Here is a 22,518-nt window from a genome sequence, read left to right on the forward strand (position 1 = left end):
GATCCAGGAGCCCAGAACGAAAAGCATGTTCGTTACCTCAACCCCGCAGCGCTCACCGATTATCCGTGAGCAGGCTCTTCCCGCAAATATAGCCCCAGGTCATGCAGGGCCCGATCGTGGTCCCTGCGCCCACCGCACGAGTGCCGATGGGATTGGCCATCGCATTGCCAGCGCAATAGAGCCCGGGGATCACGCTGTCATCGTCCCGCAGCACTTGCCCGCGTGCATTGGTGCGCGCGCCGCCCTTGGTGCCGAGCACCGCCCGATTAAGGCTGAGCGCGATGAATGGCGCTTTCTCCAGCGGTGCCATGGTCGGATTGGGATAGCGTCCCTTGCCGCCCTTGCTCTTATAGCGCTCCCACACGGTTTCACCCCGGTGGAAGTCTTCATCTCGGCCCGCGCGCGCGAACTGGTTATAGCGCGCAACCGTTGCCTCCAGCGCATCCACTGGCACATTGATCATTCCCGCAAGCTCGCGGAGAGAGGATGCCTTACGGATCCATCCCGGGTGTTTCCGCGCGTACCAGCGGAAGGGCAGGGAACGGGTGAGAAAATCGCTATCGGCAATCACCCAGGCCGGCGTGTTGACCGCCTTGCCGGTAACCGGATCGCGCCGGTCGAGCGCCTCGCCGAGATTGTAGTCATATTCGCTGGCAAAACGTACACCTTGCCCATTGATCACGATCGCCGTGGGCTCAGCCTGAAAGGTCATGGGAAGCCCGTGCAGCTCGCCTTCATAGATGGTGGGCAGGCAGGGATGAACATTGGCCTGATCCATCCGCTCGAGCCTCGCCCCGGCGCGCTTCGCCATCACCTGGCCATCGCCGGTATTCGAGCGTGGGCTGCCGATACGCTCGGCTCCGCCGGGAAAATGTTGCTCGAACAGTGCGGGGTTCCATTCGAACCCGCCCGTAGCCAGCACCACTCCGCGCTTGGCCTCGATGATCACCTCCCGGCCACCATCCTCGACCTTCACCCCTGTCACGGCACCCGTCTCATCCTGCACCAGATCCTTGGCGCCGATCCCGAGCCCGAGCCGGCAGCCATGGTCGATGCACCCTTTGAGCAGCCCCGTGATCAGCGCCGAACCCTGGCCGCGCGTGTCGGTCAAGGCGCGCTTCACCAAGGTCGGCAGCAGCTTCAGCCCTGCTTGGGCCGGGTGGTGATAGGGATCGATCGCAATCACCTCGCCATAGGTGAACAGATGCGGCAGCGTCGAGCGCCGCAGCCTGGCCCCGAGCGGCCCCAAAATCCGCCGCGACAGCGCGTAAGGCGAAAGCATGCGCCCCTGCGCCTTGCCCCCGTCCCGCTCGGCCATGGGATCGGGCTCCGACAGAAGCTGGAAGCGCAAGGGCGTCTTGGCTTCCAGGAATTTCAAGAGCTCCGGCGCATTGCGCACGAAGCTCCCCCACAGCTCCGCCTCGTGCTGATCCCACCCCGTGGGTGAGGCCGAATGGAGATAGGCCAGCGCCTCCTCCTCGCTATCGGCAATGCCCGCAGCCTTCGCATGATGATTGTTGGGGATCCAGGTGCCGGCGCCCGACATCGCGCTCGTGCCGCCGATCCGGTCGCTCTTCTCGAGGATCAGCACCGAGGCGCCGCCATCGGCGGCAGTGAGCGCCGCCGCCAGCGCTGCCGAACCCGAGCCGACCACCACCACATCGAACCGCGTGCCATCCCGCGGCGTCCAAAGCACATTGGAGACCATTCAGAGCACCTAACGCTAGGAGGAGGCTGAGGCCCGGCGGCTGCGCTGGGCGAGATCGGTGAGAAAATCCCGCACAGTGCTGCAGGGTGTTACGCCAAGCTGCCGCAGCTCCTGGGCCACGTCGCTGGGCAGATCGCTGCCGGTATCTTCCAACACCTCGTTTAGCCGTCCGCCCACATAGATTGGAATGGCAAGCTTGCGGCGGGCAAGCTCGCCTTTGAGGGTCTGCACGAAGCTGAGCGCCACCCCGTTATAGGTGGAAATGCAGACCGCCTGCGCACCGGCGAGCGCGCAGGCATCCGCGAGCCTTGCCGGCTCGACGCTCACGCCGCCATCGATCGGCTCGACATCGATCCGTCTGAGCATGGTCTCGATCAGCCGCTTTCCGTAGAAATGGACATCCGTTGCGCCGACCACCACCACCGGCGCCGTTTGTCGGAGAATGTGCCTGTCATTCTCGGCCACCCCCGCCAGCTCCTCATCCGCCAGCTCCTCGATTTCATCGACGAAGGCCGACGCAATTCTCGGCGCTTCCTCGCTCGGGTCCGCATACCAGGCTTCGAGCCGTCCCGGTCCGATGCGCCGCATGGCAAGAAGCAGCTCGGCCGGATCCTCCATATTGATCCCCGCATCCGAAAACGCGCTGAGCACCCGCGCCATGAACGACCGCGCCCTGGCCTCCAAGGGCTCGACCAGTGCGGCCGCCTCGGCATCATTGATGAGGGGCATGGTGAGAGGCAGCCGTTCCGCAAGCCGTCGGGCAGCCATATGCGCATTGACGATCTCGTCCACATCGGGAATGCGCTGGGCTTCAGTGACGGGAATGGGTGTGACCGCATGCCCGCTGGGTGCCGTGAGCTGCCCGATCATATCGACCATGATGTAGCTGGACAGCGCGCCGTAATTCTCCGCCGCATTTGCCCTGTAGAGCGTTGTATTGCCATAGAGCATGGTGCCCGGCGTCGGATTGGCTCGCGCCAGCGCCATCTTGAAGGCGAGCCGTTTGACCGGATCGGTGAAGGTATGGCCGAAGCATTGGCCGAGCGGCAGGCCCATCAGGTCCTCCACGATCCAGCGCTCGATCATGGCGCAGCCAAGTGCTGTGCCCATATCCTCGACCCACGCCGCATAGCCATCATCGAGATTGGAATGAACCAGGATCTCTGTGGGCTGACCTTTGAGCAATCCGAGCGCTTCCACTGTGGCAAGCGTGGTGCCCACGTCATCCTGCCAGTCCGGCAGGCGGAAGGTGAAATATTGCGAGAGGTTGCCGATGGTGGTCGACCCGGCAAGCAGGGCCGCGCTCGTATTCTCGACGGCCGCTGGCATGCCCAGCACGAAATCGCCGAAATGCGGCGCAACCGGTGCCATGGCGGTGAGCGCGATGAAATCCTCCGGCTTGTTGAGAATGAGGCCCGTGCCCTTGCGCCGCCGCGAGCGATCGCGTCGTGCATAGCCCATGCTCCAGTCAAGGCAGATCCCGTAGCGGTCGGGCGCCCATCCGCGCGCGTCGAGCCGGTCGTGAATATCCGCCCACGCGCGCTTGCTGGCCTGCAGCGAGCGATAGCCGATCTGGGCATGAAACATCAGCCGGCCAGCCGCCATCTCCTGCCGCTTGAATGCGAGTTCTGAGGCAAGACCGTGCTTCTCTAGGAAGGCTGAGCGGCCAACCTGCACATCGCGGGCAAGCTTCATGCCTTTCGCGAAGGCGCCGAGCCCATCAATGGCGCCTTCCGGGAAAATTTCGGTGCGATCAAGATCAGGACCGGTAATCCCCATACTCATACTGACGCTCCAAACGCGCTGATCATTGATCGAACGGCCTGCTCGACGCTGAGGGCCGCAAGCCATGAGGTCTTCGGATTATCCGGCAGCGGCCGATTGCTGATCTCGAAATGCAGCTGGCCGAATGCCCCCTCTGCGGTGATTTCATGCCGATTGCCTTCAGCATGCGGATCCGCCACCAGCTCGACTTGCGTTGCATCAAAGCCGATGCCGGCCAGGGCCACCGCCGCAGTGACATTGGCATTCTTGGGATAGGCGAGCGCAGCATCCCTGGCCGACCCGCGAAAGATCACCTGAGCTTTCCTTACGTCATCCAGGGCGAACTCCTGCTCGGCTTGCGTGCCGAGCCAGGCGAGCGGTGGCTTGCGCCCGGTATAGACGACCCGCTGAAGTCCTGCGAGACGCGCGGCGCCAAGCGCATCGAGCCCGCCGATTGCGCCCGCAACAGTGATATAGCGTGACCTGCCTTCGGCTGCGGCCGCGTCGAGAGCGGAACGCAAACTGTCATCGGCAAGTGCGCCGACGGAAGCGATGATCAGGGGAATGCCGGATTGGAGCAGGTGAGGGCCGTGCTCCCGCAAACCCGCATGCCCCGCACATTCGACAACCAGGCGTGGCTGCTCAGCCACCATGGCTTGCGCATCACGTACCCGCCTAATGCCTGGGGGCAGACTGCGTTTCGAGTCATCCGGCAGGAGAACCCATCGAACTGCGGCGGTCTCGTCGTCACGAAGCCTGCTCCAGAGGCTCGAGCCTATGGCGCCAAATCCAATCAGCGCAATGGGAACTCTATTGGCCCTGTTCGCCATAGCGAGCATGCTGCCTTGTGGAAATGACTGACGAAATGCTTGGCAATTCTGTCACTGCAGCACGCAGTTGTCCACCAAACTGCATACACTTTTCACGCAAAAAGTCTTATACGTGACCGTAGCGCATACCGACGGTTTAGAGTGAGCCCACCGACAATACGGACGCGCCCAGTGCTCCGGCGAGGGGGGCGATCCCAAGTCCCGGCCGCTCGGCCGCTGTCATGGAGCCGTTAACACGTTGCGGCGCACCCTCGGCGATCGTCTTCGTCCCGTAACTGTTGAAGTCGGTGGCCGAGAACAGAAACTCCTCCGGCGTGGATCGGGCGAGATGAGCAATCGCGGCGGTGACGATATCACCGCCCCAGCTGTCCTCGATGGTCATGGCGACACCTTGCGCCACGCAGAGGTCGCGGATTTGCCGGGCCTTGGTCAGCCCGCCGACCTTGGAGATCTTGAGGTTGATCACGTCCATGGCGCCATCCTGCAGGCCGCGCAGCAGCATGGGCAATCCATCGATCACCTCGTCCAGCACGAAGGGCAGGCTGGTCCGGCGCCGGATGGTCAGGCATTCCTCGTAGGATTTGCAGGGCTGCTCGATATAGACATCCACATCCCGCACCCCGTTCACCACCCGGGCGGCCTCGTGCATCGTCCAACCGGTATTGGCATCCGCCACCAGGATGTCGCCGGCCTCGAGCATTGCGGCGCAAGCCTTGATCCGGGCAATGTCCTCGTCCGCATCAGCCCCGCCCACCTTGAGCTGGAATTTGCGATAGCCCTCGTTTCGGTAAGCTTTGACCTTGGCCGCCATCTCGTCCGGCCTTTGCTGCGAGATCGCCCGATAGAGCGCAACTTGGGCCTGCTCGGCGCCGCCCAGAAGCATATAGATAGGCAGCCCGCAGGCCTTGCCAAGAATATCCCAGCACGCCATGTCGATCGGTGATTTCACGTAAGGATGGCCGCGCATGGCCGCATCCATGATGCGGTTGATCGAGGCGAGCTGGCGCGGATCCTGGCCGATCAGAGAAGGAGCGAGCTGGGCAAGACCGGCTCGCACGCCGGCCGCATAGGCGGGAAGATAGGCGGGGCCCAGCGGACAGGCCTCACCATAGCCCGTGATGCCCGCATCCGTCTCGACCGCCACTATGGTGGTGTCGAAGACCTCGACGAAATTGCCATTTGACCAGGCATACCGTCCCTCTTTGAGGGGCAGATCGATCTGAAAGGCTGAGATGCGCGTGATCTTCATGAGACGCAAGCCTCATCGATGTGATCACGCACAGTCGCTTATTGTGACCGGCCTGGCAAGGCCGGCCCACATCACCGCTGAACCGGATAGTTTAGGCCAGAACTTCTGCCGTGCGCTGGGGCGCGCGGTTCGGCCGCCGCTGACCGCCAAATGACCGGCCCTGCTGGGCGCGCTGCTCCGGATGCCGACGGCCTTGTGGTCGCTGAGCTTTCACCCCATCCCGTGGGCCGCCGCGGCCTTGCCGACGCGCTGCCGGCGCGGCTGCGGCAAGTTCCGCAACCGATGCCGGATCTGTCTCGGCAGGAATGGTCCGTCGGGTCACTTTTTCGATCGCCCGGAGCAGAGGCTGATCGTCCGGTGCGCAGAACGAGACCGCTGTGCCGCTGGCGCCGGCGCGGGCCGTACGGCCGATGCGATGCACATAAGTCTCGGGTACTTCCGGCAGATCGTACTGCACGACAAGCGAGATCCCGTCGATATCGATGCCGCGTGCGGCGATGTCCGTCGCCACCAGGATCGGCGTGTCGCCCGCCTTGAAGCCGTTGAGCGCCCGCTGCCGCTGTGGCTGGCTCTTATTGCCGTGAATGGCGGCAGCGCCAATGCCGGCCTTCTCCAGGCTGATCGCCACGCGATCGGCCCCGCGCTTGGTGCGGGTGAACACCAGGACCCGCTCCGCTTGCCTTGTGGCCAGAAGCTCGGTCAGCAGCCGCACTTTGTGCCCCGCCGCCACATGAACGATCTTCTGGTCGATGCGCTCGGCCGGTGTTGAGGCAGGCGTGACGGACACGCGCTCGGGATTGTCCAGGAGTTCGGCGGCGAGCCCTGCGATTTCCTTGGGCATGGTTGCCGAGAAGAACAGGTTCTGCCGTTCTGCCGGCAGGTTCCGTACGATACGCTTGACCGCGGGGATGAAGCCCAGGTCGAGCATGTGGTCGGCCTCATCGAGCACCAGGAAACGCGTGGCGTCCAGCCGCAGCGTGCCTTGATCCGCATGATCAAGCAGCCGTCCGGGCGTCGCCACCACGATGTCGACACCCCGCTGCAATTGCTGCGCCTGCTTGCCGAAGCTGTTGCCACCCACGATGACGGCCACGCGAATGCGCATGCTCTCGCCATAAACGAGGAAGCTATCCGCGATCTGCTGGGCGAGTTCGCGCGTGGGGCTCAAGACCAGCACCTGGCACGACCGGTTCCGCAGCGGCTGCTTGCGGTCGGCAAGCTGCGCGAGAATCGGCAGGGCGAAGGCCGCCGTCTTGCCTGTGCCGGTTGCGGCGATGCCGAGAAGGTCTCGGCCCTTTAGAAGAAGGGGAATGGCCTGAGCCTGAATCGGCGTCGGCCGCTCATAACCTGCCTGCTCCAATGTCTTGAGAATCGATTGCGGTAGTCCAAGATCGGAAAAAGTCGTCAAAATCAGAAGTCTCTCTTGCGTCCTCCGCAGCAGGATCCCTTGCGCAGGGATGATCCTGTTGCGCAGTTACCGGGCACGCCCCGCGTGATCCGGGCGAACAAGGTGTAATGAATGATGAGATGCCAGGGCAGGACGAGTGGTCGCTTAACGCGGGTAGGTCGTTCACGCGGCCGAAGCACCGTCGGGCAATCGAAAGCCCGCGCACGATAAGTGGATTGTTGCACTGCGAAAGTCAAGCGCGGATTGCAGGAGCCAAATCATCGTTCAGCACGGTTCACGGCCAGTGCGGGTTGCAGCCAGCCGATGATCGCGCCGGCAAGCAGCAATGCCGCTGAAAGCCACAGCCCGGCATCCAAATCTCCGGTTGCATCCGAGATGACCCCGATCGCAACCGGTCCCACCACCTGGCCGAGGCTGAAGCTCACGGTCATGATGGCGATACCCGAGGCCCAGGCCTCGCTGCGATAATTCGCGCGGACAAAGATAGTGGTCGCGGCAACCACTGTGAAAAACGCCATGCCGAACACCACGCCGGAGACCATCAAACCCGCCGTACTGGGAATGACGAGCGGCACGCCCGACCCAATGCCCACCAGCGCGATCATCGCGCCAAGGCCACGCCCCCCTGTCATGCGCCCCACCACCCCAGATAGCGGAGTCGTGCCTGCCATCGCCGCAATCGCGATGACACACCAGAAGACGCTCTCGAGCACCACGCCTCCGCCAATCTCGCGGATCCAGGCGATCATGAAGGTCATGTAGGCGATATAGCCGGCACCGAACAGGAAATAGCTGGTCAGTGCCAGGAGCATCGGACGGATCTCTGCATTCTCCCCTCGGCGCGTGCCGTGACTGGTCCTCGGTTCATCGAGCGGTGCGCCGATCACGAACCAAAGCAGGAGGACCGCGCCGAGCGCGGCCATCAGCAGCCACGCGCTGTCCCAGGCACCAGGCCCCGAGGCGGCGAGAAATCCGGGCACGATGGCGCCCGAGAGGAGAATGCCGATGCTCGGCCCGATATAGAAAACGCCGAGCGTGCGCGCCGGCGCCGGCGTGTGATTCGCAAATTGCGAGGCGCGCGTGCCACCGGCCACCATGGCGATCGCAGCCCCGGCCCCGGCCGCAAGACGCGCAAGGCTCAGCAGAGCGAAGTTTCCCGTAATGCCCGACAGCGCCATGGCGATGACGGCGGCGAGCGTTCCGCCGATGGCGCTGCGCCGCTCGCCCATCAGGTTGGTGAGGCGGCCGGCGGCCAGCGCCCCTAAGAGATAGCCAAGCGCATTGATGGTGTTCATCCAGCCCGCCTCGGCATAGCTCCAGGCGAGGCTCGCGCGCATGTCGGGCAACACCAGCGCATAGGCAAAGCGCGCAATTCCAAGCCCAATGGCAGGCGCCATGGCGAGTGCCAGCATGCGACTCACGATGATACCGCGGGACATCGGGGACTGGCCCACGCCCCGGGCGGTCATTTGAGATCGATCGGGTAAGCCCGCCTCACATTATGGGCAATGAGGGCTGCAAAGGCCGCTTTGATGAGATCGCCCGGAATGAATGCAGCGACCCCGGTCAGCGCTTTGCCAAATCCGAGGCCGGTCACCAGCGCGAGCCACGCCACGCCGCACGCATAGAGCACGATGATGCCGCCGATCACGCAGGCGAGAAACAGCAATGCCACATTGCTCCATGGCCCCGATCCGGCGGAGCGCCCGGCTGCGGGCGATCGCGTCCATGCCTTGCACAAGAAACCAGTGACGAAAGCGGCAATGATCCATCCGAAGATGAAGCCGGCCGTGGGTCCTGCCAATATGCCCAGGCCCCCGCTGCCACCCGCCAGCACCGGCAGGCCGATCGCCACCAGCAGCACCACCAGCACATGGGCGAGCGCCCCGCGGATTGGTCCGATCATCGCCCCGGCGAGCATTGGCCCCAGTGACTGCAGCGTGATGGGCACCGGCAGGAAGGCAAGCGGGATGCGCGGTGCAAGCCCTAGCGCCACGGTGATCGCTGCGAACAGGGCGATCAGAACCACATCACGGGTCGTCATGAACGGAGATCCTCGGCACTGTTTCTCATGGCCCCGGGCAGGGCTGCCTGACTGATGCTCATGGGAGGATAGGAGCGGGCGTCGATGGCGGATGCTATATCATCGGCGGCTTTCAGCACATGCACAATGAGTGGGATCAGCAATGCAATAATGCTGCGCTCGAGCCCCCGTGCGGCTTGCGCCTCGCGAATGGCCCGCGCCTGATCGATGATCACCGGAATGAAGCGAAAGACCAGCGAGACGGCGAGCGCCACATGGGCTGCATTGACGAGCCCGCGCCGATCCAATGGTGCGAGCAGTCGCTCGATCACATCGAGAAAGGCCGAGATCGGTGTGGTGAGCGTGACCGCATAGCCTGCCAGGATCAGTGCCGCGAGCCGTAACGAGGCGGCAATTGCCATCGGCCAGGACGACAAGAGTCCCGTTGCCAGGAACAGCAGCGCAATGATGACGATGGGACCGGTCAATTGCCGCCGAATCTGTACGATCGAAACGCCGGTCGATAGGAGAACGACGACGCTTGCGGCCAGCGCCACGAAGAGTGGCGGCGGCCAATCCGTCGTGAACAGCAGCAATCCGAGAATGCACAGCCCGGCCAGCTTCCATCCGGCGCTGATACGGTGAAGTACCGACTGGCCTGGCACATAGAGAGCACCGGTCATGCAAAGCGCTCCTGATAGAAGGCAATGGCCGCAGCTGGCTCCGCATCAAGCACGATTGATCCCGCATCGAGCACCAGCACTCGGTCGAACCCTGAGATTAGCGCAAGATCATGGGTCGCAACGACAGCCTGCTCGACGAGCCCAGAGAGCACGTCTCGTACCCGGTTGCGATTGCGCAGATCAAGCCCGGAGGTTGGCTCATCGAACAGGATGGTCCCCGGTGCCATGGCCAAAACGCCGGCTAGGGCGACCAATTGTTTCTCGCCCCCGCTGAGCAGATGGCTCTGCCGGTCCGCGAGATGCCCGATGCCGAGCCGGTCCAGGGCGGCTTGGGCTTGGCCGGGCAATTGCGTTTTCGGCACGCCGATATTGCGCAGGCCGAAGGCGATGTCTTCCGCCACGATCGGATAGACGATCTGGTTGTCGGGGCTCTGAAAAATGAAGCCCACTCGACGGCGAACCGCGCGACCTTCCTCCCTCGTATCGAGCCCATCGACCAGCACGCGGCCGTGGCTCGGCGTAACGAGGCCATTGATCAGGCGTAGGAGCGTGCTCTTGCCCGAGCCATTGAGGCCGATCAGCCCGACCCGGTTCTGCTCGAGCACCAGCTCCGGGATATCGAGGCTCTTACGCCCGTCCCGTTCAACCACCACTTGTTCGAATCGTACTATGGCCATGGCCAGGCTTATACAGCCGAGCCAGAGGAATGCCTATTCCCGTACAGCGACCCCTGCCTCGATCGGCCACTGCAAGATCACCGTATCCCCGGCCGCGAAGCTTTGCTCGGCGCCGAAAGATGGCTGCATCGCGATCATGTCGCCGAAGGCGGTGCGGACCACGAAAACGAAATGGGCACCGGAGAAGATGGCCGATGAAACCTGGCCGGTGATCGCGTTGAGGCCATCGGCCGATGTTGCGCCTTGAGGCCTGACCTCGATCCGCTCCGGCCGCAGGGCCACCACGGCCGCGCTGTCCACCGGCTCATCATGAAGAGCGCGCGCCCGGATCATCTCCCCGCCCTCTCTGAGCGTCAGGATCTCGCCCTCGCGGCCGGCGACCTTTCCGGTAAGGAAATTGGCGCGGCCGAGAAAATCGGCGACGAAGCGCGTCTGCGGCGCGTCGTACAGGCTCTGCGGCGCGCCCACCTGTTGCACCCGGCCCTCATTCAGGATGACGATGCGGTCCGACATCGTCATTGCCTCTTCCTGGTCATGGGTGACATTGATGAAAGTCATGCCCAGCCGCTCATGCAGCGCCTTCAGCTCGAATTGCAGCTCCGCTCGCAGCTTCTTGTCGAGTGCGGATAGGGGCTCATCCAGCAGCACCACCGCCGGCTCGAAAACCAGCGCGCGTGCGAGCGCCACTCGCTGTTGCTGTCCGCCGGAGAGTTGCTTCGGCTGCCGGTCGGCAAAAGCCGTGAGGTGGACGAGATCGAGCACCCGCTGGACCCGCTCTCTCGCATCCGCCCGCCCGATGCCGCGCAGCTTCAGGGGATAGCCCACATTCTCGGCCACCGTCATATGCGGGAATAACGCGTAGCCCTGGAACACCACCCCGAAATTGCGCTTCTCAGGTGATAGCCGCGTGATCGGCTGTCCATCGAGCACGATATCGCCCTCATCCGGCTTCACGAAACCGGCGATGGCCATCAGGATCGTTGATTTGCCGGAACCGGAAGGCCCGAGCAGGCTGAGGAATTCGCCCGGTGCCACGTCCAGCGAGACGTGATCGATGGCGACCAGCGCCCCGTATCGCTTGGTGACGCTGCGCAGGGAGACGCTATGTTGCTTCGGCGCGGTCATGGCGATGGCGGCTTTCATGATTGCGGCAAAGGCACGAGATGCGGAACCGGGTCTGTCCAGTAGGGCAGGCCGTCGACCCGCGGGCTCCAGGTGCCTGTCTTCCGGAGCAGATTGACATAGGCTGCAATATCCGCGAGCGGCGCGAACCACACATCGCCGCGGGATTGCATATAGTCGATGAGCTTCACCATCTCGGCGGCGCGGGCAAGCCGGCCCGACACGAACGGATGCCAGACACTGATCCACAGCCCGCCATGGTCGAAGGCCGCATCGAACTCGGCGCGAAACACATCGAAGGCACGCTCCGGCGACTGGACCGGCATCTGATAGCCGAATTCCTTCATCGAGACATATTGCGGCCAGTCATCGAGCGCCATGTCCGAGGGCAGCTCGACCAGATCGCCGGCCGCACCCTGGAGGATGTAGGGAACCTCATCCCCCAGCAGCGACGCGTCATAGGTGAAGCCCTCGCCAATCAGAAGCTCGAGCGTATGCTCGGAAAAGGCATAGGACGGCGCGCGATAGCCGAGCGGCCGCTTGCCCGTCGCTTTTTCGATCACCTCGATGCCGCGAATGAGGATTTCCGCTTCCTGATCGCGCGAGAGCAGGTTTGGCTTCTCATGCAGCCAGCCATGGTGCCCGATCTCATGACCCTCGCGCACCAGGAGCTCGATCGCCTCCGGATAGGTTTCGACACACCAGCCCGGCACGAACACCGTCTGCTTGATGTTGAAATGACGCCAGATCTCCACGAGGCGTGGAATCGCCCGCTGCGGCCCGTAGCGCAGGGCAGATGACGTGACCACCCGCCGGCGCGCCGTGTCGCGGAAATTGAGATGCAGCAGGCTTTCCGCATCCATATCGAATGAGAAACACACGGCGCAGCGTGCACCATCGGGCCAGGGCGGAGGATTATCGATCAGCTTAAGGACCATGGCAGAGCTCAATGAGAACGGGCTTGGGCGCGCGCCTTGCGCACCGAATAGATCAGGGCGAAGACCACGCCGATCACCGTGGCTGCCATCAGCAGCGAGGCGACCGCCGCAACGGTCGGATCAATATTTTCGCGGATGCCGTCCCACATGCGGCGAGGCAGGGTGTAGACGGCGCGTGTCGAGATGAACAGGGTGACGACGATTTCGTCCCACGAGATGATGAAGGCGAAAACCGCGCCGGTCACGACGCCGCCCTTGATATTCGGCAGGATGACATCGCGCAGGGTCCGCAAGGGCGAGGCGCCCAGGCTGCGTGCCGCCTGTTCGAGGCGGCTGTCGAGCAGGGCCAGCGAGGTGGTGACCGTGATCACCACGTATGGCAGCGCGATAATGGTATGCGCGATCACCACGCCGATCCACGTATCATAGAGATTGAGGGCAACCCAGGTTCGATACATCGCCAGCGCCGCCACCACCGGCGGCAGGATCATCGGAAGCAGCACCAGCGCGCCGAATAGCGCAACCAGCCTGCCCGTGATCCGCCATAGGCCCACCGCGCATAGCGTGCCGAGGATGGTGGCAAGCAGGCCCGCGGCCACCGCGATCGAGAGACTGTCGAGAAAGCTCGAGAACCAACCGGGATCACTGAACAGCGCCTGATAATGCCGCAGCGACAGATGCTCCTTCGGCATCCGCACGAAGCGGGATTCATTCAGCGATACCGGCACGGTGATCAGGCCGGGCAGGAGGAGGAACAGCCCCACCAGCCAGGCAAGCCCCGCCACCAGGATTTGACCGCGCCGCGAGAGCTCCATCACGCGGCCCCCAGCATCTTGCGCAGGTTCGTCACCTTGCCGATGAGATAGAGCAGCGCCGCGGTGGCCAGGAGCAGCACGACCGAGAGTGCTCCCGCCAGTGACCAGCGCAGCGTCTGGAGCACAGTGACGCTCACATATTCCGACAGCATCACCACCCGGCCGCCGCCAAGGATCGAGGGCGTTACGAAAAAGCCGAGCCCGAAGATGAACACCAGCATGCCCGCACCGAAGATCGCGGGGAAGGTTGTGGGCAGATAGACATCGATGAACGAGCGCCAGGACGAAGCGCCCACGCTGCGCGCGGCCATCATCAGCCGGGGATCGACGGCCCGCATCGCGGCATACAGTGGGAACACGGCATAGGGTACGAGGAAATGCACCATCCCGATGATCACGCCCGTTTCGTTGCGCACCAGCGTCACGGGCGAGCTGATCAGCCCCGTTTCCATCAGACCGGTATTGATGAGGCCGTTATTGCGCAAAAGGATCAGCCAGGACAGCGCGCGCACCAGCACCGACAGCCAGAAAGGGATCAGCACACATAAGGTGAGCAGCAGCCGCTGCCGCTCGCCCACATGCGCCATTGCGAAGGCCACGAGATAGCCGAGAATGAGCGCGATCACCGTCGTGATCGCCACGATGCGCAGAGTGGTCCACAGCATCGAGCGAATGCCGCCGGAGGTGACGACCTCCCGATACCAGTGGAGACTGAGCTGGCCCTCATTCTCGAAGGAAAGCCCGATGAGCCAGGCGAGTGGCGCCAGCAACAGCAGGATGATCAGCAGGATCGCTGGCGTGATGAAGCCGTAATACGGGTTCATGAACGAAAAATCCGGCTATCGAAGCGGGGCCCCATCATCAACCACGCCCGGTGGGCTGGTCGTGATCAACCCACCGGATCCCCGTGATTATATGGATCAAGGTCAGCTAGAGATGCCGTCGAGCCACTTCTCGACCGCCTCGTCGTAATGCTTCTCGTACCAGTCCTCGCTTCGCATGATCTGCTTGGCGAGATTGTCGGGATAACCCGGATCGAGCCGGCGCAGGTTTTCCGGCAGCATTTCCGAGGCCTTTGGGTTGCTTGGCCCATTGCCGAGCAGTTCCAACAGCTTGATCTGCCGTTCGGGCTTGAGGATCGAGGCGATGAACTGATTGGCGACTTTGGCGCCGGCCGGATTGCCCTTGGGGATGACGAAGGATGACGGGCAGAATATGCCCTGGTCCCAGGTCCAGGTGACCTCCCCATCCGTGTCGCGTTCGAGGACGCTGGCCCGCGTGTTCCAGATATTGCCCATGACGACCTCCTCGTCCATGAACAATTGCTGGCTGCTCGCGCCGGATTCCCAATAGATGACGTTATCGCCCAGCGACTTGGCCTTCTTGATCGCGCGCTGGATATCGGCGGGATAGAGCTGATCGGGCGCAACGCCATCACCCAGCAGGCAAGCCTCCATGCCGCCCATCTGGTATTTCCACATGGTCCGCTTGCCCGGATATTTCTCCACGTCGAAGAAATCCGCGTAGGTCGGCGGCTTATCCGGGAACATGCTCTTCTTATAGGCGATCACGAAGGAATAGGTGTAATTCGCAACGCCCTGCGGCCAGGCCCATCCCTCACGCACCATCGACTTGTCGACGACAGAATAGTCGATGTCCTCGAGCAGGCCCTGATTGCCAAGCTGGTTGCACAGGAAGCCGTCGCCGTCGCAGACGTCCCACACCACCTTGCCGCTCTCGACCATGGCCTTGATTTTGCCGGCGAGTGGCGTTGCGCCATCCACCACCACATTGATGCCGCTGTCCTTGGTGAAGGGCTGGCCCCAGGCCTCTCCCATGCCTTTGACCGCATCGCCGCCGAAATTGGCGAGCACCAGTTCCTTGGCCTGCGCCATGGCTTCGCCTGGCGACATGATGCCGGCCGAGGCGGCAATGGGTGCCACGCCGGCCATGAGGCAAACCTGGATGAAGTCGCGCCGGCTCATGCGGCCGGATTTGACTTCGGACCGCGCCAGATCGACGAGATCCTCGTTGAAGCGTTTTGACATTTTTCCCTCCTACCTCAGTCAAAGAAGGCTAGGGCTGCTCATTGGGGCACCCCATCCTTCGCCGTCCCCTCAGATATTCTTCTATAAGCACCTGCATTCGGGCGCGATCGAAATCATTGCCGTGGCCGCCATGGACACGCCTTGCATCGAGCGCGCCAAGTCGCAGCATGGTCTCCTCATAGATGGCGGGATCCGACCGCGGCAGGTCATCGAGCAATTGCCCGTCATACAGCGCATCGCCCGAGAACAGCGTGCCGTTCATTTCATCGAATAGCCCGATCTGGCCGGGTGAATGGCCGGGCAGGTGGATGATCGTGAAGCGGCGCGAGCCAAGATCGATCTGATCGCCCTCGCGCAACAGTCGTGTCGCCAGCGCAGCCTTTACCGTGAAAGCTGAGAGTGCCCATCCCTCATGCGGGATCTCGGTCACGGCATCCTGCGTGGCCCGGAAGAAGGAGGCGAGGTGGTAATGATCATCATCCTCGAGCGCCGGCGCATCATCCGGATGAATGGCGCGGGCCCCGAATTCGTGCATTCCGCCCATGTGATCGATATGGCCATGGGTAGCGATGGCAAGGATCGGACGGTCTGCATCCGCTCCGAGCGCCTTCAGCAATGAGGCGATCCCCATGCCCGGATCAATGACGAGGTCGAGCTCCGATCCCCGCACATACCAGATATTGGCGCGGAACCAGCGATGCACCGCGGGCTCGGTAAACAGCTCGAGCCCAGGCTCGACAGCTCGCCGCGTGAACCATTGCGGGCGCACGGGAAGTGTGGACACAGCCATTAGGCGGCCTCTCGTTCGAGCTGGGCAAGCCCCACTTCCACATCCGCCACCCCCGCAACCGCGCCGAGCACCCCGCCTTCCACCGTCATCATATACACGGCGGCGCGATGGGCCTCTTCATCGCCCGAGCCGCACGCATCCTCGACCATGAGACATTGAAAGCCTCGGTCATTGGCCTCGCGGATCGTGCAGTGGACGCAGCAATCACTGGTGATGCCGCAAACGATCAGATGGCGGATGCCACGTGCCCGCAGAATGATTTCGAGATCCGTATGGGTGAAGGCGCCATTGGCGCTCTTGTCCACGACGATCTCTCCTGGCAGGGGAGCCGCTTCGGCGATGATCTCCGAACCTGGCTCGCCACGGACCAGCACGCGGCCGAGCGGACCCTGTTGGCCGACACCGCTGCGGTTCCAGGCACTGCGCCAGGCCTTGTGCGGTGGCAGATCCGCGAGGTCGGCGCGATAGGCCTGCTTCGTGTGGATGATTGGAAGGCCGGTCCGGCGCGCCGCTGTGAGCAGCCGCTGCACCCCGGGAATGGCCTGCCGCACACCATCCAGACTGCCGCCGATCGCATCGAGATAGCCGCCGGGATCGAGGAAATCGCGCTGCATATCGATCACGATCAGCGCGGTCGCGCTGCGCGAAAGCCCGTCATAGGGAAAAGGATATGGCCTGGATGCCACGGTGATCATTGCAGCTCTCCCCCTCTGCCTTTGCCAACTCTTTCACATCGGCTATTGGTGTCAAGTTCAACTTTGGAGTTGACTACAAATTCTCTTTGCGGGATCGAAGCAGCGGGGGGCCCGATCGGAACTGCATTATGCAGGCACGGGCGCACGCGAATGGCAGGGCTTAGGGAACGGCATCAACGTCTGCGCTGCGAGAAGATTCTCGATGCGGCCATCGCGCTGTTTACCGAGCGCGGCTATGAGGCGACACGCATCACCGAGATTGCCGAACGCTCCTCTGTCGCGCCCACCACGATCTACAACTACTTCGGAACCAAGCGGAACATCCTGATCGCTATAGCCCAGCGGCACGTTCGGCTTGCATTGCCCGAGCGGCTCCGGCTTTTGAAGAATCCGCCTGCTGATCCTCTCCTTGCGATCTGCGCTTACGAGGATCTCTTGGCCATGCAGAGCATCAGGCTGCTGACCAAGGAATGCTGGCGGGTGATCTTCGGCACCCTTTATGAGCAGCCGGGCGGCGAGGCTCATCGCACCCAGCTCAGATTGAACCGGTTGGTGCACCGTCATTACCAGCGACTGATCCGGCATTTTCAGCGCCAGGGCAGTTTACCGGAGGACCTGTGTGTCGATGAGCTGGCGAGCCTCGTTCTCGGCATAGGCACCTTCCATTGGATGCAGTTTTTGGCGGACGAGGCGATCACGCTTGCGCAGCTTCGTGCCAGCGTGAATGGCCAACTGGCGCTCGTCTTTCGGGGAATGGGGACAGTTCACGGGCAGAGCAGGGGGACATCATGACAGATCTATCAGACAGGCGCGCCATGGTGACCGGCGCCGGAAGCGGCATCGGTAGGGCCTGTGCATTGGCATTGGCGCAAGCCGGGGCCGAACTCATCGTGCAGGACATCAATGGCGACAATGCCATGGTTGTCGCGTCAGAGATCGAGGCAAATGGCGGCAAAGCCGAGGCCCTTGTCTGCGACGTGGCGGATGAGGCCCGGCTTGCGAGCGCAATCCGGCGGATCGGACCGGTCACCATCCTGGTCAACAATGCCGGCGTGGCAGGTCAGAATGCTCCGCTCGAGGCCATCGACCGCGAGGCCTATGACCGAATGATGAACACACATGTCTGGGGTGCCTTTGCGGCAACCCGCATGGTGCTGCCGGGCATGAAGGAGGCCGGCTGGGGGCGTATCATCAATATCGCCTCCAATCGCGGCCAGGTGGGCTTTGAGCGGTCCTCCCATTATAGCGCGGCCAAAGCGGCCTTGATAGCTCTGGCCAAATCCTGGGCCCGCGAGTTCGCGCCGTACGGCATCCTCGTCAATGCCATTGCCCCCGGGGTGGTTCGCACGGCCATGACCCTCTCCTATGGCGAGGCGGCGGTGGCGGAGGAGGCCCAGCTCAACCTCTTGAAGCGCTGGGCAACGCCCGAGGAAATGGCGGCCTGGGTGATGGTGCTCGTAAGCTCGACCGGCGACTTCATGACCGGCCAGTTGATTTGCCCCAATGGCGGCGACCCGATCGTGGGTATCTGAACGGAGACAACCATGTCTGCAATGACCGAAAACGAATGGCGCTACAATCAGCTGATCCAGCTGTTTCCCTCGGTCCCCGAGCCGCCTTTCGAGAACCCCGATGAACAGAAGAGCGTTTGGGGTCGGGCCTGGGGCTGCACCAATGATGTGGGCAGGCTACGCGTCGTGCTCATGCATCGGCCGGGCGAAGAGGTGAATGTGGTCGACACGGCCAAGCGCCTCGAGAATGGCGCCTTCGGCGATGTCGAAGCCGGTTGGTACTGGCGTGGCAATGAAGGCCCGGACCTCGCGACCATGCAGGCCCAGCATGATGCCTATGTGGCGGCACTGCGCGCCGAGGGCGTGGAGGTCGTGTTCATGGATCGCGCCGAGCCGGGCCGCATGAAGACCGTCTACACCCGCGACAGTGTCATCGGCATTGGCGGCGGAGCGATCGTGACCCGCATGGGACCGCGGATCCGGCGTGGCGAGGAGCTCTCGGCAACCCGCACCCTTGCCCAGCTCGGCTGCCCCATCCTGCGCACCATCTCCGGCAATGCCATCATGGAAGGCGGCAGCTTCGCCTGGATCGACAGCAAGACCGCCGTGGTGGGATTGTCTTCTCGCGTCAACGAGGAGGGCGCCCGGCAGGTGGAGGAGGTCTTGCGCTCGCAAGGCGTGACCTTGCTGCGCGTTCAGCTTACGGGCTACCGCCTGCATATCGATGGCACCTTCATGATGCTCGCGCCTGACCTTGCGCTGGTGAATCCGAGCATCGTGCCCTACTGGTTCCTGCAGGAGCTGAAGGCTCGGCGCATCCACGTCATCGAGCTCCACCACACCGACAACCCTTGGATCATCAACAGCCTGGCGGTCGCACCGGCCCGCGTGATCGTGCCCGACGGCATGTCGGACTACACCCTCGAAAACATGAACCGTCATGGGGTGGAGCTGATCACGGTGCCCTTCGACAAGGTCTGTGCTGGGGGCGGCGGGCTTCACTGCTCGACGGCACCGCTCATCCGCGACGACCTGTGAAGCCGAGGACGCCATGACAGACGATATTTTCGAAAGTCGCTCCCAGGAGATGCAGAACTGGTATTGGTGGGGCATACCCACCTTCTTCAAATGCCCCTGGAATGCTGATCCCGCTGCATCCGACATCGCTCTGGTGGGGGTTCCCCATTCCTCCGGCAACGGCTCGACCGAGCGCGACCAGCATCTGGGGCCACGGGCGGTGCGCCATGTCTCCGGTCGCTTCCGGCGCGCGCACGAGGCTTATGGCTTCCGGCCATGGGATGAGTTCCGCATCAATGACTTAGGCGATGTGCCGCTGCCCGAGGCCATGGTCAATGACGTCAGCGTCGTGCATATCGAGGAATATTATCAGCGCCTGAACGTGGCGGGCGCGCGCCCGGTCTCGATCGGTGGTGATCATGGCATCACCGGCCCGATCCTGAAGGCCATGGGCGGTTCCAACAGCCGGGCGACCGCCGGTCGCAAGTTGGCGCTTGTGCATTTCGATGCCCATCGCGACGACTATGAGTTCATGGGCCACTGGCTTGGCAATCGGCGCTCCGCGGCCCATTGGGCAGCCTATTCGGTCACCGAGGGTCATGTTGATCCATCCCGCTCGATCCAGCTCGGCATGCGCGGCAATCCGCTCAAGCCGCTGGAAGGTTCCGTCAAGAGCGAGATCGGCTACGAGGTTCTGCCGGCGGACCATCTCTTTGCGCAAGGCATCCAGCGCACGATCGAGCAGGTCCGCGCCCGTGTGCAGGATCAGCCCATCTACATCACCTTTGATCTCGATGTGCTCGACCCGGCCGATGCACCGGCAGCCTCGAACCTGGAGGCCGGCTATCGCGGCTTGCGGGCCTACGAGGCAATCGAGATCCTGAGGGGTTTGCGTGGGCTGAACGTCGTGGGTGCCGATATCGTCTGCTATATCCCGACCAAAGACAGCCCCAATCAGATCACCGGGCTCACGGCCAGTGTGGTGATGTTCGAGCTGATCAGCCTCATCGGTGAGCACCTGCGCAGCAGCCGCTGAGCTGGAAGTCCGGATCATTTCACCATTCCCCGAAGCGGTGAAATGATCCGCCAATCGGCACTTCATTTACGCATTATGGCGAGAACTGGTCCAGTTTCTGCCTGCATCCCGCTATAAGGGGCGGGCTCGGCCGTCCTTTGTTTTGGAATTCGGATCAGTGCTCGCAATGACCAGACCGACCGCCTATGAAATTGCCTCCTGGGTCATTGCGCCCATTGTGCTTCTGGCGGCCTTGGTCCTGCACCTGGTCGGCGCGCTCTTGGCTGGTCTGCTGGTTTATACGATCGTCCATGCGGCCGCACCGCGTTTGAAAGCCATCGGTGTCGAGCACCGCCCGGGCAAGATCGTCGTCCTGTTGCTCGTCTTCGTTGTGACCATATTTCTCGTAGGCCTGGCAGGCTTCGCGCTCGGGCATTTCCTCATGAGTGGCTCCAATGGCCTTCCCCAGCTCATGCAGAAGATGGCCGATACGATCGGGACCGCGCGGCTGCATCTGCCGGAAGGGTTGCGGCCCTACCTGCCGGAAACGGCTGAGCAGATCGAGGGGTCGATCTCCCGATGGTTGCGCAGCAATGCTGGTTTGCTGCAGCGCTGGGGCGAGGATTTCGGCCGCGTGCTCTTGCGCATCCTGTTCGGGATGATCATCGGCGGCTTCATCGCGGTGAGCGAGGTCGTAACCCCGGTCGACCATCGGCCTTTGGCCAGCGCCTTGCTGGACCGTGCCGCCCTGTTCACCCGGGCATTCCGGCGCGTCGTCTTCGCGCAGATCCGAATTTCGGCGATCAACACGATCCTCACCGGCATCTATCTCGCCGTTGTGCTACCGCTTTTCGGCATCCACCTGCCGCTGCTCAAGACGATCATCGCCGTAACTTTTCTGGCCGGTCTGCTGCCAGTGATCGGCAATCTCATTTCGAACACGGTCATTGTGATCGTCTCGCTGAGCCTGTCGCTATACGTGGCGCTCGCCTCGCTCGCCTTTCTCGTGATCATCCACAAGCTGGAATACCTCCTGAACGCGAAGATCATCGGCGGTCATATCCATGCCCGCGTCTGGGAAGTGCTCCTGGCCATGCTGGTCATGGAGGCAGCCTTCGGCGTCCCAGGCCTTGTAGCCGCCCCCATCTACTACGCTTACATCAAGGACGAATTGGTCGAACGCGAGCTGATCTGAGCTTAGCGTTTCGGCGTGAGCCAATACACGGCCTCGAAGCCGAGATGATCCGAGAGTTCGCGCCCGTTCGGCTTCTCGTCATAATTGCGCGTCATGTAAACCGGCGTGATCGTGTAGTTATTGCCTGGAATGATCATCTGATGATCATTGGTGAAGCTCCAGATCTGCTCCTTGCTGGCGATCGGCCCGAGCACGCATTTCGGCTGGCTCTCGAAGCAAAGGCGCCCCGCATCGACGGCACCGGTTTTCTCGATGAGATAATTGTAGCGCTCCGGCGGCCGGCGGATATTCATGTCGCCCGCGAAGATGGCGGCGCGCGGACGCACCACCTCGTCGAGAAATGCGGCGATCACATCCGTCTGTCCCTTATGCGCCCGAAGCCGCTGCTTCTCTGATGCCTCGGTGCGGATATTGGAATCCATGTGCGTGGTTACCAGATCGAGCGGCTTGAACGGTGCGGGTAGGGCCACTCGCACATGCATGACTGACTTGTTGGCCAAACAGTCATTCCCCGAGCAGCTATCGCCGAAGACCTCTGTATCCTTTATCTCGATCGGATATCGGCTGAGCACGTAGAGACCGCTATTCACATAATGCCGCGAGCCGGTGCTGAGACCGTCAGACCGCATGCGGATCTTGCCGTCAGCAGGCTCATCTCCCCTCTTGCCATGGGTCTTCCGCCGCCCCGGTCCTTTCGCCACGAAGGGATAGCCTGCATTCTCGATCAGCCGGTCGCTGCGCGAGGTAAAGGCCTCCTGGAGGAACACCACATCCGGGCCGCTGCCATCCGCAAGCCGTCGGGCGAGATCCTTGCCGATATACGCGAGTTCCTTGCGGGCATCCTTCCGCAATGGCCACGGCAGGTCATTGACATTATAGGTCAGTACTCGGATCGACATAGACCCGGCAGGTGGTGGCGGCGGTGCCGGTTCAGCCGAAGTGATGTCGGCGGCCAGAACGACGACGCATAGAATAACGGCACTCAGCCGCAGCTTTGGCAAGCAAAACACGGTCGATCAATCCTCCCCAG

The 22,518-nt window shown here is 62.7% G+C and carries 22 protein-coding genes; 5 read left to right on the plus strand and 17 right to left on the minus strand.

All coding sequences use genetic code 11. The annotated features are described in order from the left end of the window. Window positions 1–52 precede the first annotated feature (52 nt). The 16 genes from RCF49_RS17950 to RCF49_RS18025 form a co-directional block, all read right to left on the minus strand. Complete coding sequence (locus tag RCF49_RS17950) at window positions 53–1,708, minus strand: FAD-dependent oxidoreductase (protein ID WP_342641154.1); 1,656 nt, start codon at window positions 1,706–1,708, stop codon at window positions 53–55. A gap of 15 nt (window positions 1,709–1,723) precedes the next feature. Further along, complete coding sequence (locus tag RCF49_RS17955; protein WP_342641155.1) at window positions 1,724–3,493, minus strand: hypothetical protein; 1,770 nt, start codon at window positions 3,491–3,493, stop codon at window positions 1,724–1,726. Beyond that, window positions 3,490–4,311, minus strand: coding sequence for an aspartate dehydrogenase (locus RCF49_RS17960; protein ID WP_342641156.1), 822 nt, complete (start codon window positions 4,309–4,311; stop codon window positions 3,490–3,492). The genes RCF49_RS17955 and RCF49_RS17960 overlap by 4 nt, the downstream gene beginning before the upstream one ends. Before the next feature lie 127 nt (window positions 4,312–4,438). Then, window positions 4,439–5,551 carry a cis-3-hydroxy-L-proline dehydratase gene (locus tag RCF49_RS17965; protein WP_342641157.1) on the minus strand — a complete coding sequence of 371 codons (1,113 nt, stop codon included), beginning with the start codon at window positions 5,549–5,551 and terminating at the stop codon, window positions 4,439–4,441. A 91-nt stretch (window positions 5,552–5,642) separates the two neighbouring features. After that, window positions 5,643–6,959 carry a DEAD/DEAH box helicase gene (locus RCF49_RS17970; RefSeq protein ID WP_342641158.1) on the minus strand — a complete coding sequence of 439 codons (1,317 nt, stop codon included), beginning with the start codon at window positions 6,957–6,959 and terminating at the stop codon, window positions 5,643–5,645. Window positions 6,960–7,216: 257 nt separating this feature from the next. Next, on the minus strand, window positions 7,217–8,428 hold the full coding sequence (locus RCF49_RS17975; protein ID WP_342641159.1) for a YbfB/YjiJ family MFS transporter: 1,212 nt from the start codon (window positions 8,426–8,428) through the stop codon (window positions 7,217–7,219). Further along, window positions 8,425–9,003, minus strand: coding sequence for a biotin transporter BioY (locus RCF49_RS17980; protein ID WP_342641160.1), 579 nt, complete (start codon window positions 9,001–9,003; stop codon window positions 8,425–8,427). Before RCF49_RS17980 ends, RCF49_RS17975 begins: the two co-directional genes overlap by 4 nt. Further along, window positions 9,000–9,665 (minus strand): energy-coupling factor transporter transmembrane component T family protein, encoded by a 666-nt coding sequence (locus RCF49_RS17985; protein ID WP_342641161.1) that lies wholly within the window; start codon window positions 9,663–9,665, stop codon window positions 9,000–9,002. The genes RCF49_RS17980 and RCF49_RS17985 overlap by 4 nt, the downstream gene beginning before the upstream one ends. Next, window positions 9,662–10,342 (minus strand): energy-coupling factor ABC transporter ATP-binding protein, encoded by a 681-nt coding sequence (locus RCF49_RS17990; RefSeq protein ID WP_342641162.1) that lies wholly within the window; start codon window positions 10,340–10,342, stop codon window positions 9,662–9,664. The genes RCF49_RS17985 and RCF49_RS17990 overlap by 4 nt, the downstream gene beginning before the upstream one ends. A 33-nt stretch (window positions 10,343–10,375) precedes the next feature. Beyond that, window positions 10,376–11,485 (minus strand): ABC transporter ATP-binding protein, encoded by a 1,110-nt coding sequence (locus tag RCF49_RS17995; protein ID WP_342641163.1) that lies wholly within the window; start codon window positions 11,483–11,485, stop codon window positions 10,376–10,378. After that, window positions 11,482–12,402, minus strand: coding sequence for a polysaccharide deacetylase family protein (locus RCF49_RS18000; RefSeq protein WP_342641164.1), 921 nt, complete (start codon window positions 12,400–12,402; stop codon window positions 11,482–11,484). The genes RCF49_RS17995 and RCF49_RS18000 overlap by 4 nt, the downstream gene beginning before the upstream one ends. Before the next feature lie 8 nt (window positions 12,403–12,410). Further along, window positions 12,411–13,217 carry an ABC transporter permease gene (locus RCF49_RS18005; RefSeq protein ID WP_342641165.1) on the minus strand — a complete coding sequence of 269 codons (807 nt, stop codon included), beginning with the start codon at window positions 13,215–13,217 and terminating at the stop codon, window positions 12,411–12,413. Then, a complete protein-coding gene (locus RCF49_RS18010; protein ID WP_342641166.1) occupies window positions 13,217–14,041 on the minus strand; it encodes an ABC transporter permease in 825 nt (274 codons plus the stop codon). The genes RCF49_RS18005 and RCF49_RS18010 overlap by 1 nt, the downstream gene beginning before the upstream one ends. Window positions 14,042–14,143: 102 nt before the next feature. After that, on the minus strand, window positions 14,144–15,265 hold the full coding sequence (locus RCF49_RS18015) for an ABC transporter substrate-binding protein (protein WP_342641167.1): 1,122 nt from the start codon (window positions 15,263–15,265) through the stop codon (window positions 14,144–14,146). Between the two features lie 28 nt (window positions 15,266–15,293). Then, a complete protein-coding gene (locus RCF49_RS18020) occupies window positions 15,294–16,055 on the minus strand; it encodes an MBL fold metallo-hydrolase (protein ID WP_342641168.1) in 762 nt (253 codons plus the stop codon). Further along, window positions 16,055–16,750: a cysteine hydrolase family protein gene (locus RCF49_RS18025; protein ID WP_342641169.1), complete on the minus strand. Its 696-nt coding sequence runs from the start codon at window positions 16,748–16,750 to the stop codon at window positions 16,055–16,057. Before RCF49_RS18025 ends, RCF49_RS18020 begins: the two co-directional genes overlap by 1 nt. A 150-nt stretch (window positions 16,751–16,900) precedes the next feature. Here RCF49_RS18025 and RCF49_RS18030 point away from each other — a divergent pair, with 150 nt between their 5' ends. The 5 genes from RCF49_RS18030 (at window position 16,901) to RCF49_RS18050 (ending at window position 21,488) form a co-directional block, all read left to right on the plus strand. Next, on the plus strand, window positions 16,901–17,542 hold the full coding sequence (locus tag RCF49_RS18030; protein ID WP_342641170.1) for a TetR/AcrR family transcriptional regulator: 642 nt from the start codon (window positions 16,901–16,903) through the stop codon (window positions 17,540–17,542). Next, a complete protein-coding gene (locus tag RCF49_RS18035; RefSeq protein WP_342641171.1) occupies window positions 17,539–18,282 on the plus strand; it encodes an SDR family NAD(P)-dependent oxidoreductase in 744 nt (247 codons plus the stop codon). Before RCF49_RS18030 ends, RCF49_RS18035 begins: the two co-directional genes overlap by 4 nt. Before the next feature lie 12 nt (window positions 18,283–18,294). Beyond that, complete coding sequence (locus tag RCF49_RS18040; protein ID WP_342641172.1) at window positions 18,295–19,299, plus strand: dimethylarginine dimethylaminohydrolase family protein; 1,005 nt, start codon at window positions 18,295–18,297, stop codon at window positions 19,297–19,299. A 13-nt stretch (window positions 19,300–19,312) separates the two neighbouring features. Continuing rightward, window positions 19,313–20,314, plus strand: a complete 1,002-nt coding sequence (locus tag RCF49_RS18045; protein WP_342641173.1) for an arginase family protein — start codon at window positions 19,313–19,315, stop codon at window positions 20,312–20,314. 166 nt (window positions 20,315–20,480) lie between these two features. Then, on the plus strand, window positions 20,481–21,488 hold the full coding sequence (locus RCF49_RS18050) for an AI-2E family transporter (RefSeq protein ID WP_342641174.1): 1,008 nt from the start codon (window positions 20,481–20,483) through the stop codon (window positions 21,486–21,488). 2 nt (window positions 21,489–21,490) lie between these two features. Here RCF49_RS18050 and RCF49_RS18055 read toward each other — a convergent pair whose 3' ends face one another. Continuing rightward, window positions 21,491–22,387, minus strand: a complete 897-nt coding sequence (locus tag RCF49_RS18055; RefSeq protein ID WP_342641175.1) for an endonuclease/exonuclease/phosphatase family protein — start codon at window positions 22,385–22,387, stop codon at window positions 21,491–21,493. Between the last annotated feature and the right edge of the window lie 131 nt (window positions 22,388–22,518).

The organism is Rhodoligotrophos sp. CJ14 (genome assembly GCF_038811545.1).
Lineage (GTDB): Bacteria > Pseudomonadota > Alphaproteobacteria > Rhizobiales > Im1 > Rhodoligotrophos > Rhodoligotrophos ferricapiens.

Bases quoted from the DNA above. Each gene is read 5' to 3' on its own strand.
- RCF49_RS18005 (WP_342641165.1), bottom strand. From the start codon at position 13,217: ATGGAGCTCTCGCGGCGCGGTCAAATCCTGGTGGCGGGGCTTGCCTGG.
- RCF49_RS17965 (WP_342641157.1), bottom strand. From the start codon at position 5,551: ATGAAGATCACGCGCATCTCAGCCTTTCAGATCGATCTGCCCCTCAAA.
- RCF49_RS18040 (WP_342641172.1), top strand. From the start codon at position 18,295: ATGTCTGCAATGACCGAAAACGAATGGCGCTACAATCAGCTGATCCAG.
- RCF49_RS18020 (WP_342641168.1), bottom strand. From the start codon at position 16,055: ATGGCTGTGTCCACACTTCCCGTGCGCCCGCAATGGTTCACGCGGCGA.
- RCF49_RS18010 (WP_342641166.1), bottom strand. From the start codon at position 14,041: ATGAACCCGTATTACGGCTTCATCACGCCAGCGATCCTGCTGATCATC.
- RCF49_RS17950 (WP_342641154.1), bottom strand. From the start codon at position 1,708: ATGGTCTCCAATGTGCTTTGGACGCCGCGGGATGGCACGCGGTTCGAT.
- RCF49_RS17995 (WP_342641163.1), bottom strand. From the start codon at position 11,485: ATGAAAGCCGCCATCGCCATGACCGCGCCGAAGCAACATAGCGTCTCC.
- RCF49_RS18025 (WP_342641169.1), bottom strand. From the start codon at position 16,750: ATGATCACCGTGGCATCCAGGCCATATCCTTTTCCCTATGACGGGCTT.
- RCF49_RS18030 (WP_342641170.1), top strand. From the start codon at position 16,901: ATGGCAGGGCTTAGGGAACGGCATCAACGTCTGCGCTGCGAGAAGATT.
- RCF49_RS17955 (WP_342641155.1), bottom strand. From the start codon at position 3,493: ATGAGTATGGGGATTACCGGTCCTGATCTTGATCGCACCGAAATTTTC.
- RCF49_RS17990 (WP_342641162.1), bottom strand. From the start codon at position 10,342: ATGGCCATAGTACGATTCGAACAAGTGGTGGTTGAACGGGACGGGCGT.
- RCF49_RS18055 (WP_342641175.1), bottom strand. From the start codon at position 22,387: ATGTCGATCCGAGTACTGACCTATAATGTCAATGACCTGCCGTGGCCA.
- RCF49_RS18045 (WP_342641173.1), top strand. From the start codon at position 19,313: ATGACAGACGATATTTTCGAAAGTCGCTCCCAGGAGATGCAGAACTGG.
- RCF49_RS18050 (WP_342641174.1), top strand. From the start codon at position 20,481: ATGACCAGACCGACCGCCTATGAAATTGCCTCCTGGGTCATTGCGCCC.
- RCF49_RS18000 (WP_342641164.1), bottom strand. From the start codon at position 12,402: ATGGTCCTTAAGCTGATCGATAATCCTCCGCCCTGGCCCGATGGTGCA.
- RCF49_RS17960 (WP_342641156.1), bottom strand. From the start codon at position 4,311: ATGCTCGCTATGGCGAACAGGGCCAATAGAGTTCCCATTGCGCTGATT.
- RCF49_RS17975 (WP_342641159.1), bottom strand. From the start codon at position 8,428: ATGACCGCCCGGGGCGTGGGCCAGTCCCCGATGTCCCGCGGTATCATC.
- RCF49_RS17980 (WP_342641160.1), bottom strand. From the start codon at position 9,003: ATGACGACCCGTGATGTGGTTCTGATCGCCCTGTTCGCAGCGATCACC.
- RCF49_RS18035 (WP_342641171.1), top strand. From the start codon at position 17,539: ATGACAGATCTATCAGACAGGCGCGCCATGGTGACCGGCGCCGGAAGC.
- RCF49_RS17985 (WP_342641161.1), bottom strand. From the start codon at position 9,665: ATGACCGGTGCTCTCTATGTGCCAGGCCAGTCGGTACTTCACCGTATC.
- RCF49_RS18015 (WP_342641167.1), bottom strand. From the start codon at position 15,265: ATGTCAAAACGCTTCAACGAGGATCTCGTCGATCTGGCGCGGTCCGAA.